This window comes from Pseudomonas sp. AC532, assembly GCF_979258965.1.
In genome coordinates this window covers 1478198-1493311 of the sequence record NZ_OZ409888.1, presented here as the reverse complement: position 1 = coordinate 1493311, position 15114 = coordinate 1478198, and the positions used below count along the sequence as shown (strand labels likewise).

Here is a 15114-nt window from a genome sequence, read left to right as displayed (position 1 = left end):
GCGATCGTAAGCGGTGGACGGGTAAAGCGTCGGCTACGCGCCCCGGTCTACCCTACGTGGCTTTTGCCATGCTGGATGAAAGGCGTGTTATCCACCCTGCGTCTGCGCAGCGCGGGTTCAGCCTGCTGGAGCTGCTGGTGGTGCTGTTCATCGCCGGCCTGCTGACCAGCCTCAGCGTGGCCTGGCTCGACAGCGGCCAGGCGCCGGCGCAGCAGGCGCTGGAGCGCCTTGCTGCGGCCAGCCGCGCCCAGGGCGAACTGGCGCTGCATACCGGGCAGATTCATGGGCTGCGCTGGAATGGCCAGCGCCCGCAGTTCGTGCGCCAGGTGCGCGAGGGCGATGGGCTGCGCTGGCAGGTCGAGCCGGTAGCGCTGGGCGAGTGGCCGGCGGTGCTGAAGCCCGACTGGCCGGCAGCCGGAGAGCCGCGGCTGGTGTTCACGCCGAACGGCATGGGCACCGCTCGGCCCATGCGCTGGCGCTGGCCACAAGGCGCTGAACAGTGGCAATGGGAAGGCGCAGGGCGCCTGCAGCGGACGTCGCTGCCATGAAGCGCCAGCGGGGTTTCACCCTTCTTGAAGTAACGGTCGCCCTGGGTATCGCCGCCACCCTGGCGGTGATGACCAGCCAGGTGCTGCGCCAGCGCCTGGCCGTGCAGCAGAGCGTTCAGCAGCACCAACTGGGCGCGCTGTGCGCCCGGGAGCTGGAAGCGCGTTTTGCGGTCGAGCAGCTGTGGCCTGCGCAGAACAGCCTGACGGGGGTTCTTGCCCAGGGCCATGCCGACTGCCACTGGCAGCTGCTGGTGCGGGGCACAGGCGTGCGAGATCTGCGCCGCGCTGAACTGAGCCTGTTCGGCGACCCCGATCGCCGCGAGCCACTGGGCGCGTATCAGCTGTTTCTGGTGCGCCCGTGATGAGCAGGCAGGGTGGCCTGAGCCTGGTGGAACTGCTGGTGGCCCTGGCGCTGACCGCCTTGCTCGGCGTGCTGCTGGCAGCCCTGGTCAACGGCTGGATCAACGTTCGTGAGCGCCTGTCACAGGGCTCGCCAGGCATGCCGGTGCTGGACTTCTGTCTGGCGCTGGAGCGACGTTTCGACACCACCGTGCTGCGCCAGCTGCACGAGCAGCGTCTGCCGCTGAACCTGAACTGGCTGGACTGGAAGCCCGACGCGCTGCAACTGCAGTGGGTGGCGCTTGGCGCCTGGCCGAGCGCCGAAGGCGGCGCCCGCTTGCAGCGCCAGCGCCTGACCTACGACCGCCGCAGCCAGCGCCTGCTGTTGCATACCTCCGCTGACCTGTACGCCGCTGGCGCACCGGTCTGGACTCTGCGCGAGCAACTGGAACAAGTGGAATCGGTGAGTTTCAACTTTCGCCAGGACAGCCGCTGGCTGGCTTGGCCATCGACGGACAGGTTGCGCCCGGACAGGGGCGTGCGCCTGACGTTTCAGCGCCATGGAGCACCCTATGTGTGTACGTTCGCCCTGCCTTGGGGCCGTTCATGAAGCTTGAGCGCTGGGGCCGCGCCGCGCCGCGCCCCTGGCTGTTGGTGCGCCCCGGTACGCATGCCGAGAGCTGGCAATGGGCACGCGTGGAAGGGGGAGGTGTGCAGGCATCTGGCACGGGAGCGCCACCGCCTGTGGCCGCTGCGCGGGTGGCGCTGGTGTTGCCGGGCGAGCATTGCAGTCACTTCCAGGTGCCGGCCCCGCCGGGGCTGAAGCGTCACGAGTGGCCGCTGTTGCTCGAGGATCGCCTGCTGCAGGGGGCCCAGGGCCTGGCCTGTGGCTGCCTGGCCCGTGAGCCCGGCTACCTGCAACTGGTCTGCACCGACCAGGCGCTGCTGGATGGCTGGCTGGACCAGTGTGCAGCGTGGCAGCTCGACGTGCAGCGCTGCTGGGCGGAGTTCCAACTGCTGCCGGTACCCGCTGCCGGCACGGCATGGTGCTGGCAGCGGGACGCGCGGTTGAGCCTGTTCGTGGGTAGCAGTGCGCAGGCGCGCCAGCACTGGCTGGCCTGGCCCGGCGAGCTTCAGGCAGCAGCACCCGCCGGTATGTGGGGCGAACTCGAGATGCAGGCGCTCGAGGGGGCTTGGCCTGAGCGCTTCGCCGCGCTGGATGGCCTGCCGACTCTGTTCGAGCGGCGCCGCGCCAAACGCCAGGCCCGGCAGAGGAGCCCGGGTCTATGGCGCCTGCCTGCTGCCTGTCTGGCCCTGGCCGTGCTCTGGGTTGGCCTGTGGTCCAGCCAGCAGTGGCGGCAGCAGGGCATCTATCGAACTCAGGTGGAAGCAGTGGTCGGGCCAGTCGCTTCCGTCCGTGAAGCTGCACAACGGTTGAAGCAGCAACGTCAGGGGGCAGATGAACGACAGCTTCGCCTGCGGCAACTGGAGCACCTGCAGGCCGAAATCGATGGCTGGCTGCGCGCCAACGGTAGCTGGCAATTGAGCGCTGCCCACTTCGACGGCCAGCGTTGGACGCTGCGTCTGCAAGGGCATGAGGTCATCGACGATTCACCCTGGCAGGCGATGGCCAGCGCCATAGGCGTGGCGGTGCAGGTGAGCGAGGAAAGCGACGAGCTCAATCTGACCTTCGATCTTGGAGCCGCATCATGAACCTGCATCTCGGGCGCCGCAGCGTGCGGCTACTGGCGGCCCTGGTCATCGCCGTGTTGCTGGCGCTGCTGGCCTGGCGTGAAGGCCAGCAGCGCTGGCAGGCGTTCGGCCAGTGGCAGGCGCTGGCGCAGTCGGCCCAGGCCCTGCGAGCCGACAGGGCACTGACCGCCGACGACCTGCAGCAGGCTGCCAGGGCGCACGGCATTCCCCTCGAAACCCTGGAGCCCGGCAGCGAGGAGTGGTTGTTGCGCGGGCGCCTGAAAGATGCCGGGCAATTGCAGGACTGGCTCCTGCAATTGCAACGCGACGGTGCCCAACCGCTGCGCTGGGGGCTGCAGCGCGACGAGTCGGCGCTGCAGTTCGAACTGGTGCTGCAGCGATGACGCGGCATCGCTGGCTGTGGGCGCTGCTGGTGTTCACCATCACCCTGCTGGTCGAGTTACCCGCCCGGTGGGCGTTGGCGCCACTGCCGGTGCCGCTGGCCGGCATCAGCGGCAGCCTCTGGCATGGGCAGGCCGAACGCCTGGGTGATCTCGGCCCGCTGCACTGGCGGTGGCAGCCCTGGCAGCTACGGGCGCAGGCGAGTGCCGGTTATCAGGGGCAGCGCTGGCAACTGCAGGTGTCGGGCTGGCCCTGGGCCTGGCGGGCCTCGCTGCAGCCGGCAGACGACCCGCAGACCCTGGTCACCGGGTACCGTCTTGCAGGGCGGTGGCAGGGCACTATCGAATTGAAGGGCACTGGGTCACGCTGCCTGTCAGCCGACGGCCATTTACAGGCCGATGGCTTGGCGCTGCTGGCGCCCTGGCAGTTGGATCTGGGGCAGGCGCGTCTGGCGCTCGATTGCCGCGCCGGCTGGAAATTGGCGGGGCAGTTGAGCCTGGCTGGGCAGCATCAGGCCGACCTGGCGGCCGATCTGCTCACCCGGCAAGCCCGCCTGACGGGGCGAGTCGAACCCGGCGCGGCACTGCAGCCGGTCCTGGTCAGTGCGCAATGGCTGGCACCGGGCAGTAGCGAGGTGGCGCGAAGCATTCGCTGGTAGATCGCCTCAGGGACGGATCTCGATCAGCGTGCCGTCTTTCACCAGTGTCCAGACCTCACGCATGTCGGCGTTCTTCATGGCAATGCAGCCTTCGGTCCAGTCCAGGGTGTGGAAGAACCACTCGGGGTATTCGTCGTCCAGCGGCGTGCCGTGGATCATGATCATGCTACCCGGTTTCACGCCCGCGGCCTTGGCCTGTGCCTGGTCACGGGCGTTGGGGTAGGAAATGTGCATGGACAGGTTGTACTTCTCGCTCTTGCGACGCCAGTCGATCCAGTAGAAGCCTTCCGGCGTGCGCAGGTCGCCCTCGCGCAGCTTGGCGCCGAGCGGCTGCTTGCCCAGGGAGATGCGATACGACTTGAGCGTCTTGCCCTGGCTGATCAGTTGCAGCCGGCGCTGGGATTTCTCCACCAATACCTTGTCGACGGTCGCCACGGGAGCGGTGGGCGCAGTGGCGGCATGCCCGGCCAGGGCCAATGAGAAGAGCGTGAAGGCGAGCAACCAGCGCATGGGGATTTTCGACTGAGCAGATGGCCGGCGGGCGGCGGAGGCTCATTCTAAAGGCTGGGGCAGTGAGGCGCCTAGAGGCTGGTGGCCCGTGCATCGAATTGCCGGGTAGCCTGGCGTAGAGCGTAGCGAAACCCAGGAAGCGGCACCCGCTCTGCCCGAGCCGGCAAGGCTGAACACCGCTCCCTGCGCATCGCTTCGCTCAGCGACAGGCTACGAAAAACCAGCAGCGATACCTGAGCGGTCAATCCCGGGTATCGCTGCGCTCAACGCCGTACCTATCAGGAAAGCGACGGCAGTTCGTTGGGGCGCAGGTCGAACACCAGCACTTCGGCCTGCTGGCCATGGCTCAGGTGCAGCTCGCGCACGTCGCGCAGCCTTACGCCGTCACCGGCCTGCAACTGCTCGCCGTTGAGCTGAACGCTGCCGCGGGCCACATGAACGTAGGCGTAGCGGTTGTCGTCCAGTTGCAGATGAGCCTGCTCGTCAGCGTCGAACAGCCCGGCGTACACCCGCGCATTCTGCCGTACGCTCAGCGAACCATCAGCGCCATCCGGCGAGATGATCAGCTGCAGGCGGCCGCGTTTCTGCGCCTCGCTGAAGTGCTCCTGCTGGTAGCGCGGCTCGGCCTGACGCTCGCTCGGCACGATCCAGATCTGCAGAAAGTGCACCGATTCGCTGCGCGAGTGGTTGAACTCGCTGTGCGACACACCACTGCCGGCGCTCATCAACTGCACGTCGCCGGGGCGGATCACCGAGCCGGTGCCCAGGCTGTCCTTGTGTTCCAGCGCGCCTTGCAGCACATAGGAGAAAATCTCCATGTTGCGGTGCGGGTGTTCGCCAAAACCCTGGCCGGCGGTCACGGTATCGTCGTTGATCACCAGCAGGTCGGAGAAGCCGCGCTCTTTCGGGTTGTTGTAACTGGCGAACGAGAAGGTGTGAAAGGAATTGAGCCAGCCATGGTTGGCGTGGCCACGATCGGTCGATTTACGGATAGCCAGCATGATGAATCCTCCTGTTGATGGTCGCTGCCTGAGTCGGCGGCATGGAGGTGAGTCTACTGACTATCCATGGATTGATTAACCGGCTGAAAATGGACTTATTGTCTCATTTAGGTTGACTGTAGCCAGGATTCAACGGCCCATGTGCTGGACGTGGTCCTTGATGAAATCCGAAAACACCTGCACCGCACGGGCGGATTGCCGGTGCTGCGGATACACCGCGTACACCGCGGCCGGCGCCGGCCAATGGCTGTGGAGGATCGGCACCAGCGCGCCGCTCTCCAGGGCCTGGCCAACGATGAAGGTGGGCAGGTAGGCGATGCCCATGCCGGCGATGGCGGCATCGCGGATCAACTCGCCATTGTTGGCGCGCAGCTGACCACGCATGGTCAGGTTGCGGGCCTTGCCCTGGTCACGCAGGCGCCATTCGACATGCCGGCTGTGGCCGTAGAGCAGGCAGGCATGTTGCTGCAGCGCGGCGAGATCGGCGGGCGTGCCGTGCTCCTTCAGGTAAGCGGGGCTGGCGCAGAGAATGGTCTGCATGTCGCTCAGGCGCTTGGCGATCAGGCTGGAGTCTTCCAGGGTGCCGATGCGGATCGACATGTCGTAGCCGTCGGCGAGCAGGTCGACGGCGCGGTCGTTGAGGTCGATCTCCAGGTTGATGTGCGGGTGCTGCTGCATGAACAACGGCAGCAGGTGGCTCAGGTGCAGCGTGGCGAAGGTCATCGGCGCGCTGACTCGCAGGGTGCCGCGCAGGGAAGCGCCCTGGGCCGAGACCAGTTCCTGGGCATCGCGAAGGTCGGCGAGAATGGTGGTGGCCTTGTCGTACAGCAGCAGGCCCAGCTCGGTGGCCTGCAGGCGGCGCGTGGTACGGTTGAGCAGGCGCACGCCGAGCAGCGCTTCCAGGGCGGCGACGCGGCGGCTGACGTACTGCTTGGTCACCCCGAGGGTATCGGCGGCAGCGGTGAAACTGCCCGCGTCCAGGGTGGTGACGAACAGGCGCAGGTCTTCGACGTTCATGGGCTTCTCATCGGTTGGCCGGTGATTATTACCGGGTGCGTGGGCTTCGCGCCATCGGCTATCCTCGGGGTCTGCCTCGACTGCCCAGGACGCCTCGATGTTCACCAGCAAGCTGCCCTCCGTCGGTACCACCATCTTCACCACCATGTCACACCTCGCCGCGCAGGCGGGCGCCATCAACCTGTCCCAGGGTTTCCCCGATTTCGATGGCCCTGAAGGCCTGCGCGAAGCGCTGGCGCGGCACGTGGCAGCGGGGCACAACCAGTACGCACCGATGAGCGGCCTGCCGGCGCTGCGTGAGCAGATCGCGCTGAAGATCGAGCGGCTTTACGGCCGGAACGTGAGTGCCGACAGCGAGGTGACCGTTACGCCAGGCGCCACCCAGGCGATCTTCTGCGCGATTCAGGCGGTGATCCATCCTGGCGACGAAGCAATCGTCTTCGACCCCTGTTACGACAGCTACGATCCGAGCGTGACCCTGGCCGGTGGGCGCTGCGTCCACGTGCCTCTGGCCAGTGGCGATTTCGCCATCGACTGGCAGCGCCTGGAGGCGGCGCTCAGCCCGCGTACCCGGCTGATCGTCCTCAACACGCCGCACAATCCCAGTGGTTCGCTGATTGGCCCTGACGAACTGGATCGCCTGGCTGGGTTGATCCGCGACCGTGACATTTACCTGATCAGCGACGAGGTCTACGAGCATCTGGTGTTCGATGGCCGCCAGCACGCCAGCGTGCTGGCCCACGACGAGCTGTACGCGCGTGCCTTCGTGGTCAGCTCGTTCGGCAAGACCTACCACGTTACCGGCTGGAAGACCGGCTATGTGGTGGCGCCACCCGCGCTGAGCGCCGAGCTGCGCAAGGTGCACCAGTACGTCAGCTTCTGTGGGGTGACGCCGCTGCAGTGCGCACTGGCCGATTTCATGGCCGCCTGCCCCGAACATGTCGACGAACTGCCCGGCTTCTACCAGGCCAAGCGCGACCTGTTCTGCGACCTGCTGGCGGGCTCGCGCTTGACCTTCAGTCGCACGCCGGGCACCTATTTCCAGCTGGCCGACTATTCGGCCATCCGCCCCGATCTGGATGACGTGGCGATGGCTCAGTGGCTGACCCGCGAGCACGGCGTGGCGGCGATTCCGGTGTCGGTATTCAGCGAGCGGCCGGACCCCGCCCAGCGTCTGCTGCGTTTCTGCTTCGCCAAGCGCGAGGACACCCTGCGTCAGGCCGCGGAAAAACTCAGCGCCATCTAGCGCCTTGCAGGGTGGACAACCGCGAAGCGTTGTCCACCGCTTGGCATGCGACATCACGGAGGGCTATCCATGAGCAAACAAGACCACCTCGAACTGGCGTTGATCCAGAGTGACCTCGCCTGGCACGACCCGGCGGCCAACCGCAGCCACTTCGAGACGCAGCTGCAGCAGGCCGCGGGCGCCGATCTGGTGATTCTGCCGGAGATGTTCAGCACCGGGTTTTCCATGCAGTCGGCCGAGTTGGCCGAGCCGGAAGGCGGCCCCACCAGCCTTTGGCTCAGCGAGCAGGCACAGCGCATCGGCGCGGTGATCACCGGCAGCCTGATCATCCAGGCCGCCGATGGCCGTTATCGCAATCGCCTGTTGTGGGCGCGGCCGGATGGTTCCGTGGCGCATTACGACAAACGCCACCTGTTCCGCATGGCCGGGGAGCACGAACACTACGCCGCCGGTGAGCGGCAGGAGGTGTTCGAGGTCAAGGGCTGGCGGGTGCGCCCGCTGATCTGCTACGACCTGCGTTTCCCGGTCTGGAGTCGCGATCCGCAGGGCACCGACCTGCTGCTCTACACCGCCAACTGGCCGGCCGCGCGACGTGCGCACTGGAACCGGCTACTGCCGGCCCGGGCGATCGAGAACCTGTGCTACGTGGCAGCGGTGAACCGCATCGGTGTGGACGGCACAGGCCACCCCTACAGCGGTGATTCCCAGGTGCTGGATTTTCGTGGCGACAGCCTGCTCGATGCCCATGACCAGGCCGGCGTGTTCCATCAGCGGCTCGATCGCCGCGCTCTGGCCGCCTACCGCGAGCGCTTCCCGGCGCACCAGGATGCCGATCCGTTCGCATTGGGCTGACCTGGCTGGGCAGGCGCCCCGTGGGCGCTACCCGCACAGGCGCGGCAGGTCGCGCGCGCGGGGGCATCGATAAAACGCCAGCGGCCCGGATCGCAAGGGCGAAGCCGGGCCGCTGGAGGGGGAGTTGCCTGGGGTCAGGCTGCGTGCTGATCCTTGGCCAGGGAGGCCATGTCGATCACGAAGCGGTATTTCACGTCGCTCTTGAGCATGCGCTCAAAGGCTTCGTTGATGTTCTGGATGTCGATCAGTTCGATGTCGGAGACGATGCCATGCTCGGCGCAGAAGTCGAGCATCTCCTGCGTCTCGGCGATGCCGCCGATCAGCGAGCCGGCCAGGCGGCGGCGCTTGAAGATCAGGCTGAAGACTTCCGGCGACGGGTGCGGTGAATCCGGTGCGCCGACCAGGGTCATGGTCGCGTCGCGCTTGAGCAGGCCGAGGAAGGCGTCCAGGTTGTGCGGCGCGGCGACGGTATTGAGGATGAAGTCGAAGCTGCTGGCATGCGCGGCCATCTCGTCGGCGTTCTTCGACACCACCACTTCGGCAGCGCCGAGGCGCAGCGCGTCTTCGCGCTTGTTCGGCGAGGTGGTGAACAACACCACATGGGCGCCCATGGCTGCGGCGATCTTCACGGCCATGTGGCCAAGGCCGCCGAGGCCGACCACACCCACCTTGTCGCCCGGTTGCACGTTCCACTGGCGCAGTGGCGAATAGGTGGTGATACCCGCGCAGAGCAGCGGTGCGACGGCGGCCAGGTTGTCGGTGTGGCTGATGCGCAGGACGAATTTCTGGTCGACGACGATGTTGTCGGAGTAGCCGCCAAAGGTGTTTTCGCCACCGAATACCGGGCCGTTGTAGGTGCCGGTGAAGCCGTTCTCGCAGTACTGCTCCAGCCCCTCGGAGCAGGAAGGGCAGCTCTGGCAGCTGTCGACCATGCAGCCGACGCCGGCCAGGTCACCGACCTTGAAGCCGGTCACGTCACTGCCTACTGCGGTGACCTTGCCGACGATCTCGTGGCCCGGTACCGACGGATAGAGGGTGTTTTTCCATTCGTTGCGCGCGGTGTGCAGGTCGGAGTGGCAGACGCCACAGTAAAGAATGTCGATCTGCACGTCATTGGCACCGACGGCGCGGCGCTGGAAGCGGTGGGGCGCGAGAGGTGTGCTGGCGCCCTGGGCGGCATAGCCGAGAATGGTGGTCATGGGCAATTCCTGTCGTGTGAAACGCGGCGAGGAGGGCCGCGACTAGGTGGTTCAGGGTAGTTCAGGGGCCAGGTGGACCGATTGCACAATCCTGTCGCTGTCTGTCCTGATCCTCTGTGATGTTTTAAGAAGGCGCCGGCAGGCAGATGGTTCCCGCGTTCCGCCCGTTGTCTGCCCGGCAGGGCTCTGCGCCGGTGCCTGCGGCAAGTGGCGCCGCTGGCTCAGCGTGTATTCAGGCGTGCGCGCAGCAGCGGAGTGAGCTGGTCGAACAATGTCTGAACCGAGCGCAGGGCCAGGCAGTCGGGGCGGGTCAGCAGCCAGAAGTCGGTGTCGCAATCGGCCAGCGCGTCACTCAAGCGCGCAACGCCTTCGAGGCTGCGGGCCATGAAGTCGGGCAGGGCCGCGATGCCCAGGCCGGCCTGCACCAGCGTGGCCACCGCCGACATGCTGCTGCAGCGATAGCGAGGCACCAGGCTGGGGTAGACCTGGTGCCGCCAGGCCACGGTGATGTGGTCGGGCATCGAGTCGTCAGGGGCGATCCACGGCACCGACATCGGTGCCTGGGTGAACAGCTCGCGATGCTCGGGGCGGCCGCAGATGTAATAGGCGGTGTGTCCCAGGTGGCGGCCCACCAGATGGTCGGGTGGGGCGTTGGATAGGCGCAGGGCGATGTCGGCATCCCGGCGGCTGAGGTTGGCGAAGGTGTTGGTAGTGGCCAGCTCCAGCGACAGTGCCGGGTAACGCGGCATCAGCTCGGCCAGGCTGGGCAGTAGCAGGTTCTGCAGCACCGCATCGGTGCACGTCAGGCGCACGGTCCCGCTGATGACCTTCTCGCCATGCTGCAAGGCGATACGCGCGGCATCCAGGGCCTGCTCCGCACGCTCGGCCTGCTCGGCCAGGGCCTGGGCGCTCTGGGTCGGCATGTAGCCGCGGCGGCTTTTTTCGAACAACGCGACGCCCAGGCTGGCCTCCAGCTTGCGAATGGCCCGGAACACCGTGGAGACGTCCACGTGCAGCTGTTCGGCGGCTCTGGCCAGGGAGCGCCCACGCACCAGCGCAAGGACCAGGGCGAGGTCGGCATGGCTGATCTGATATTGCGTCGATGCAATCATGAATTGTCTGAATGCCAGTATCGGTTGCGTATGCGCCCACTTATACTCAGGGCGTTGCCTTGAATCAAATCCGCTTGCGGATACCCAGAATAATGAGGCGCCAGGCTCGTGAGATGTCTTCCGCGGGCGCGCCGAACCAAAAGGAATGATGTCCATGACTTCGGTAACCCCCCGTGTCGTCCAGCTCAATGAGGCGAACACCTTTCTCAAGGATCACCCGGAGATCCAGTACGTCGACCTGCTGATCACCGACATGAATGGCATCGTGCGCGGCAAGCGTGTCGAACGCGCCAGCCTGCATAAAGTGTACGAGAAAGGCATCAACCTGCCGGCTTCGCTGTTCGCCCTGGATATCAACGGCTCGACGGTGGAAAGTACCGGCCTGGGCCTGGATATCGGCGACTCGGACCGCATCTGCTACCCGATCCCCGACACCCTGTGCAAAGAGCCCTGGCAGAAGCGCCCGACCGCGCAACTGCTGATGACCATGCACGAGCTGGACGGCAAGCCGTTCTTCGCCGACCCGCGTGAAGTGCTGCGCCAGGTGGTTGAGAAGTTCGACGAGCTGGGCCTGACCATCTGCGCGGCCTTCGAACTGGAGTTCTACCTGATCGACCAGGAAAACGTGAACGGCCGGCCGCAGCCGCCGCGCTCGCCAATTTCCGGCAAGCGGCCGATCTCCACCCAGGTCTACCTGATCGATGACCTCGACGAATACGTCGACTGCCTGCAGGACATGCTCGAAGCCGCCAAGGAGCAGGACCTGCCGGCCGATGCCATCGTCAAGGAAAGTGCCCCGGCGCAGTTCGAGGTCAACCTGCACCACGTCGAGGATGCCATCAAGGCCTGCGATTACGCCGTGCTGCTCAAGCGCCTGATCAAGAACATCGCCTACGACCACGAGATGGACTCCACCTTCATGGCCAAGCCCTACCCGGGCCAGGCGGGCAACGGCCTGCACGTGCACATCTCGCTGCTCGACAAGAAGACCGGCCAGAACATCTTCGCCACCGATGACCCGGAGCAGCACGCGCCGCTGCGCCATGCCATCGCCGGCATCCTGGAAACCATGCCGGCTTCGATGGCCTTCCTGTGCCCGAACGTCAACTCGTACCGCCGTTTCGGCGCGCAGTTCTACGTGCCCAACGCACCGAGCTGGGGCCTGGACAACCGTACCGTGGCGGTACGCGTGCCGACCGGCAGCAGCGATGCGATCCGCATCGAGCACCGCGTCGCCGGCGCCGACGCCAACCCCTACCTGATGATGGCTTCCATCCTCGCCGGCATTCACCACGGCCTGACCAATCAACTGGACCCGGGCGAGCCCATCGAGGGCAACTCCTACGAACAGCTTGAGCAGAGCCTGCCGAACAACCTGCGTGATGCCCTGCGCCAGCTCGACGACAGCGAAGTGATGAATAAGTACATCCGCCCGGAGTACATCGACATCTTCGTGGCCTGCAAGGAAGCGGAAATGCACGAGTTCGAAACCACCATTTCCGACCTCGAATACAACTGGTACCTGCATACCGTTTGAGGGAGTTACGCACATGAGTACACTCACTCGCCGGGACTGGGAGCAGCGTTACCGTGGCCTGGATATAGAGGCACGTGCCTTTATCGATGGTGCTTACCGCGATGCCGTTGGCGGCGGGACGTTCGACAGCGTCAGCCCGGTGGACGGTCGGCATCTGGCCCGCGTGGCCAGTTGCATGGCCGAGGATGCCGAGCTCGCCGTCCAGGCTGCCCGCGCCGCTTTCGAGCGGGGTGACTGGGCGCACCAGGCGCCGGCACAGCGCAAGCGTGTGCTGATCGCCTTCGCCGACGCATTGCTGGCCAATGCCGAAGAGCTGGCGCTACTGGAAACCCTCGACATGGGCAAGCCGATCAGCGATTCGCTGGGCATCGACGTACCGGCGGCGGCCAATGCCATCCGCTGGAGCGCCGAGGCGATCGACAAGCTGTATGACGAAGTAGCGCCAACGCCCCGTGACCAGCTCGGCCTGGTGACCCGCGAAGCGGTCGGTGTAGTGGCGGCCATCGTGCCGTGGAACTTCCCGCTGATGATGGCCTGCTGGAAGCTCGGCCCGGCGCTGGCGACCGGCAACTCGGTGATTCTCAAACCGTCCGAGAAGTCGCCGCTGACGGCCATCCGCATCGCCCAGCTGGCGCTGCAGGCCGGCATTCCGGCTGGTGTATTCAATGTGCTGCCAGGCTACGGGCACACGGTGGGCAAGGCGCTGGCCCTGCATATGGACGTCGACACCATCGTGTTCACCGGCTCCACCAGGATCGCCAAGCAACTGCTGATCTACGCCGGCGAGTCGAACATGAAACGCGTGTGGCTGGAGGCCGGCGGCAAGAGCCCGAACATCGTCTTCGCCGACGCGCCGGACCTCGCCGCAGCCGCCGAGGCTGCGGCCGCTGCCATCGCCTTCAACCAGGGCGAAGTGTGCGTTGCCGGCTCGCGCCTGCTGGTCGAGCGTTCGATCAAGGAGCGCTTCCTGCCGATGGTGGTCGAGGCCCTGCAACGCTGGAAGCCCGGCCATGCATTGGACCCGGAAACCCGCGTGGGAGCCCTGGTCGACGACGGCCATCTCGACACCGTGCTCGGTTTCATCGAGTCCGGTCGCCAGCAAGGCGCGGTGATCGTCAGTGGCGGTGAGCGTGCGCTGCAGGAAACCGGCGGCAGCTACGTGCAGCCAACGATTTTCGACGGTGTGGACAACGCCATGCGCATCGCCCAGGAAGAGATCTTCGGCCCGGTGCTGTCAGTGATCACCTTCGACAGCGATGAGCAAGCGTTGCGCATCGCCAACGACACGCCCTATGGCCTGGCTGCTGCCGTGTGGACGCGTGACATCTCGCGGGCTCATCGCATCGCCCGTGCGCTGCGCGCCGGCAGCGTGTGGGTGAACCAGTACGACGGCGGCGACATGACCGCGCCCTTCGGCGGCTTCAAGCAATCGGGCAATGGCCGCGACAAGTCGCTGCATGCCTTCGATAAATACACCGAGCTGAAGGCCACCTGGATCAAACTTTGAGGTTAAAAACCGACCTGCTGCGCGTCGGCCCTGCGGCGTTAAAAACAATCTCGGAATGCTCATGTACGACAGTACATTCCGCTTCCTCGTCTGTTTTTGCCTTGCATGGCTCTAGCTCGCGAGGTCTCGAAGGGTTTGTCCCAAGGCGGAAACTTTGCAGTTAAGGAGTTTCACATGACTCAACACGTCGACAGTTACTACGCCGCCTCGCGCAACCCGCGGGTCGATTACCCCACGCTCGGCGAATCAGTCGAGACGGATGTCTGCGTCATCGGCGCCGGCTACACCGGCCTGTCCACCGCGCTGTTCCTGCTGGAGAACGGTTTCCGGGTGACCGTGCTGGAGGCCGCCAAGGTTGGTTTCGGCGCTTCGGGGCGCAATGGCGGGCAGATCGTCAACAGCTACAGCCGCGATATCGACGTCATCGAAAAGCAGGTCGGCGCGCGCCAGGCGCAACTGCTCGGCGAGATGGCCTTCGAAGGCGGGCGCATCATTCGTGAGCGGGTCGCCAAGTACAACATCCAGTGCGACCTGAAAGATGGTGGCGTGTTCGCTGCCATCACCCCCAAGCAGCTGGGCCACCTGGAAGCCCAGAAGAAGCTGTGGGAGCGCTACGGCCACACCCAGCTGGAGCTGATGGACGAGCGGCGCATCCGCGAAGTGGTCGGTACCGACCGCTACGTCGGCGGCATGCTGGACATGAGCGGTGGCCATATCCATCCGCTCAACCTGGCCCTGGGTGAAGCCGCAGCGGTGGCTTCCCTGGGCGGCGCGATCTATGAGCAGAGCCCGGCAACCCGTATCGACCGTGGCCCGCAGCCCGTGGTGCACACGCCGAACGGGCAGGTGAAGGCCAAGTTCGTGGTGGTGGCCGGCAACGCCTACCTGGGCGGGCTCATGCCGGAGCTGGCCGCCAAGTCGATGCCCTGCGGCACGCAGGTGCTGACCACCGAGCCGCTGTCGGACGAACTGGCTCATAGCCTGTTGCCGCAGGATTACTGCGTGGAGGACTGCAACTACCTGCTCGACTACTACCGCCTCAGCGCCGACAAGCGCCTGATCTATGGTGGCGGCGTGGTCTACGGTGCCCGCGACCCGGCAGACATCGAGGCGATCATCCGCCCCAAGCTGCTCAAGACCTTCCCGCAGCTCAAGGACGTGAAGATCGATTACACCTGGACCGGCAACTTCCTGCTGACCCTGTCGCGTCTGCCGCAGGTCGGTCGCATCGGCGACAACATCTACTACTCCCAGGGCTGCAGTGGCCACGGCGTGACCTACACGCACCTGGCCGGCAAGGTGCTGGCCGAGGCATTGCGCGGCCAGGCCGAACGTTTTGACGCCTTCGCTGGCCTGCCGCATTACCCGTTCCCGGGCGGGCAGTTGCTGCGCGTGCCGTTCACCGCCCTGGGCGCGGTTTATTACCAACTGCGCGATCGCCTCGGTATCTGATGCTGCGCCTGCCGACGCGCTCCGTCGGCAGGCTTTTCCGGA

The 15114-nt window shown here is 65.8% G+C and carries 16 protein-coding genes; 11 read left to right on the top strand and 5 right to left on the bottom strand.

The window, feature by feature from the left end:
* Positions 1 to 68 precede the first annotated feature (68 nt).
* Genes ACZ0AV_RS07150 through ACZ0AV_RS07125 form a run of 6 tightly spaced genes read left to right on the top strand, consistent with a single transcriptional unit; the run spans position 69 to position 3639 of the window.
* Complete coding sequence (locus tag ACZ0AV_RS07150) at positions 69 to 548, top strand: prepilin-type N-terminal cleavage/methylation domain-containing protein (RefSeq protein WP_499150394.1); 480 nt, start codon at positions 69 to 71, stop codon at positions 546 to 548.
* On the top strand, positions 545 to 910 hold the full coding sequence (locus ACZ0AV_RS07145) for a type II secretion system protein (protein ID WP_499150393.1): 366 nt from the start codon (positions 545 to 547) through the stop codon (positions 908 to 910). The genes ACZ0AV_RS07150 and ACZ0AV_RS07145 overlap by 4 nt, the downstream gene beginning before the upstream one ends.
* Positions 907 to 1497, top strand: coding sequence for a prepilin-type N-terminal cleavage/methylation domain-containing protein (locus tag ACZ0AV_RS07140; protein WP_499150392.1), 591 nt, complete (start codon positions 907 to 909; stop codon positions 1495 to 1497). Before ACZ0AV_RS07145 ends, ACZ0AV_RS07140 begins: the two co-directional genes overlap by 4 nt.
* Positions 1494 to 2600: a type II secretion system protein GspL gene (locus ACZ0AV_RS07135; protein ID WP_499150391.1), complete on the top strand. Its 1107-nt coding sequence runs from the start codon at positions 1494 to 1496 to the stop codon at positions 2598 to 2600. The genes ACZ0AV_RS07140 and ACZ0AV_RS07135 overlap by 4 nt, the downstream gene beginning before the upstream one ends.
* Positions 2597 to 2983: a type II secretion system protein GspM gene (gene gspM, locus ACZ0AV_RS07130; RefSeq protein WP_499150390.1), complete on the top strand. Its 387-nt coding sequence runs from the start codon at positions 2597 to 2599 to the stop codon at positions 2981 to 2983. Before ACZ0AV_RS07135 ends, gspM begins: the two co-directional genes overlap by 4 nt.
* Complete coding sequence (locus ACZ0AV_RS07125) at positions 2980 to 3639, top strand: hypothetical protein (RefSeq protein WP_499150389.1); 660 nt, start codon at positions 2980 to 2982, stop codon at positions 3637 to 3639. Before gspM ends, ACZ0AV_RS07125 begins: the two co-directional genes overlap by 4 nt.
* Positions 3640 to 3645: 6 nt before the next feature.
* On the opposite strand, the gene ACZ0AV_RS07120 is transcribed toward ACZ0AV_RS07125, so the two are convergent.
* The 3 genes from ACZ0AV_RS07120 to ACZ0AV_RS07110 form a co-directional block, all read right to left on the bottom strand.
* Positions 3646 to 4149 (bottom strand): L,D-transpeptidase family protein, encoded by a 504-nt coding sequence (locus ACZ0AV_RS07120; protein ID WP_499150388.1) that lies wholly within the window; start codon positions 4147 to 4149, stop codon positions 3646 to 3648.
* Between the two features lie 278 nt (positions 4150 to 4427).
* Positions 4428 to 5150 carry a pirin family protein gene (locus ACZ0AV_RS07115; protein ID WP_499150387.1) on the bottom strand — a complete coding sequence of 241 codons (723 nt, stop codon included), beginning with the start codon at positions 5148 to 5150 and terminating at the stop codon, positions 4428 to 4430.
* Between the two features lie 129 nt (positions 5151 to 5279).
* Positions 5280 to 6167 carry a LysR family transcriptional regulator gene (locus tag ACZ0AV_RS07110; RefSeq protein WP_499150386.1) on the bottom strand — a complete coding sequence of 296 codons (888 nt, stop codon included), beginning with the start codon at positions 6165 to 6167 and terminating at the stop codon, positions 5280 to 5282.
* 97 nt (positions 6168 to 6264) lie between these two features.
* Between ACZ0AV_RS07110 and ACZ0AV_RS07105 the strand changes: the two genes are divergently transcribed.
* Together ACZ0AV_RS07105 and ACZ0AV_RS07100 are read left to right on the top strand one after the other, a co-directional pair.
* On the top strand, positions 6265 to 7413 hold the full coding sequence (locus tag ACZ0AV_RS07105; RefSeq protein ID WP_499150385.1) for a pyridoxal phosphate-dependent aminotransferase: 1149 nt from the start codon (positions 6265 to 6267) through the stop codon (positions 7411 to 7413).
* A gap of 69 nt (positions 7414 to 7482) precedes the next feature.
* Complete coding sequence (locus ACZ0AV_RS07100; protein ID WP_499150384.1) at positions 7483 to 8265, top strand: amidohydrolase; 783 nt, start codon at positions 7483 to 7485, stop codon at positions 8263 to 8265.
* Between the two features lie 134 nt (positions 8266 to 8399).
* On the opposite strand, the gene ACZ0AV_RS07095 is transcribed toward ACZ0AV_RS07100, so the two are convergent.
* Together ACZ0AV_RS07095 and ACZ0AV_RS07090 are read right to left on the bottom strand one after the other, a co-directional pair.
* Positions 8400 to 9464 (bottom strand): NAD(P)-dependent alcohol dehydrogenase, encoded by a 1065-nt coding sequence (locus ACZ0AV_RS07095; protein WP_499150383.1) that lies wholly within the window; start codon positions 9462 to 9464, stop codon positions 8400 to 8402.
* Positions 9465 to 9685: 221 nt separating this feature from the next.
* Positions 9686 to 10576, bottom strand: a complete 891-nt coding sequence (locus tag ACZ0AV_RS07090; RefSeq protein WP_499150382.1) for a LysR family transcriptional regulator — start codon at positions 10574 to 10576, stop codon at positions 9686 to 9688.
* Between the two features lie 154 nt (positions 10577 to 10730).
* On the opposite strand from ACZ0AV_RS07090, the gene ACZ0AV_RS07085 reads away from it, so the two are divergent.
* The 3 genes from ACZ0AV_RS07085 to ACZ0AV_RS07075 all read left to right on the top strand — a co-directional run bounded on the left by ACZ0AV_RS07085 (position 10731) and on the right by ACZ0AV_RS07075 (position 15072).
* The gene (locus tag ACZ0AV_RS07085) at positions 10731 to 12113 is read left to right on the top strand and encodes a glutamine synthetase family protein (protein ID WP_499150381.1); all 1383 of its coding nucleotides are present in this window, start codon (positions 10731 to 10733) and stop codon (positions 12111 to 12113) included.
* Between the two features lie 13 nt (positions 12114 to 12126).
* Positions 12127 to 13620 carry an aldehyde dehydrogenase gene (locus ACZ0AV_RS07080; RefSeq protein WP_499150380.1) on the top strand — a complete coding sequence of 498 codons (1494 nt, stop codon included), beginning with the start codon at positions 12127 to 12129 and terminating at the stop codon, positions 13618 to 13620.
* Between the two features lie 174 nt (positions 13621 to 13794).
* The gene (locus tag ACZ0AV_RS07075; RefSeq protein WP_499150379.1) at positions 13795 to 15072 is read left to right on the top strand and encodes an NAD(P)/FAD-dependent oxidoreductase; all 1278 of its coding nucleotides are present in this window, start codon (positions 13795 to 13797) and stop codon (positions 15070 to 15072) included.
* Positions 15073 to 15114: the final 42 nt, after the last annotated feature.

Bases quoted from the DNA above. Each gene is read 5' to 3' on its own strand.
- ACZ0AV_RS07150 (WP_499150394.1), top strand. From the start codon at position 69: ATGCTGGATGAAAGGCGTGTTATCCACCCTGCGTCTGCGCAGCGCGGG.
- ACZ0AV_RS07145 (WP_499150393.1), top strand. From the start codon at position 545: ATGAAGCGCCAGCGGGGTTTCACCCTTCTTGAAGTAACGGTCGCCCTG.
- ACZ0AV_RS07135 (WP_499150391.1), top strand. From the start codon at position 1,494: ATGAAGCTTGAGCGCTGGGGCCGCGCCGCGCCGCGCCCCTGGCTGTTG.
- gspM (WP_499150390.1), top strand. From the start codon at position 2,597: ATGAACCTGCATCTCGGGCGCCGCAGCGTGCGGCTACTGGCGGCCCTG.
- ACZ0AV_RS07125 (WP_499150389.1), top strand. From the start codon at position 2,980: ATGACGCGGCATCGCTGGCTGTGGGCGCTGCTGGTGTTCACCATCACC.
- ACZ0AV_RS07120 (WP_499150388.1), bottom strand. From the start codon at position 4,149: ATGCGCTGGTTGCTCGCCTTCACGCTCTTCTCATTGGCCCTGGCCGGG.
- ACZ0AV_RS07115 (WP_499150387.1), bottom strand. From the start codon at position 5,150: ATGCTGGCTATCCGTAAATCGACCGATCGTGGCCACGCCAACCATGGC.
- ACZ0AV_RS07110 (WP_499150386.1), bottom strand. From the start codon at position 6,167: ATGAACGTCGAAGACCTGCGCCTGTTCGTCACCACCCTGGACGCGGGC.
- ACZ0AV_RS07105 (WP_499150385.1), top strand. From the start codon at position 6,265: ATGTTCACCAGCAAGCTGCCCTCCGTCGGTACCACCATCTTCACCACC.
- ACZ0AV_RS07100 (WP_499150384.1), top strand. From the start codon at position 7,483: ATGAGCAAACAAGACCACCTCGAACTGGCGTTGATCCAGAGTGACCTC.
- ACZ0AV_RS07095 (WP_499150383.1), bottom strand. From the start codon at position 9,464: ATGACCACCATTCTCGGCTATGCCGCCCAGGGCGCCAGCACACCTCTC.
- ACZ0AV_RS07090 (WP_499150382.1), bottom strand. From the start codon at position 10,576: ATGATTGCATCGACGCAATATCAGATCAGCCATGCCGACCTCGCCCTG.
- ACZ0AV_RS07085 (WP_499150381.1), top strand. From the start codon at position 10,731: ATGACTTCGGTAACCCCCCGTGTCGTCCAGCTCAATGAGGCGAACACC.
- ACZ0AV_RS07080 (WP_499150380.1), top strand. From the start codon at position 12,127: ATGAGTACACTCACTCGCCGGGACTGGGAGCAGCGTTACCGTGGCCTG.
- ACZ0AV_RS07075 (WP_499150379.1), top strand. From the start codon at position 13,795: ATGACTCAACACGTCGACAGTTACTACGCCGCCTCGCGCAACCCGCGG.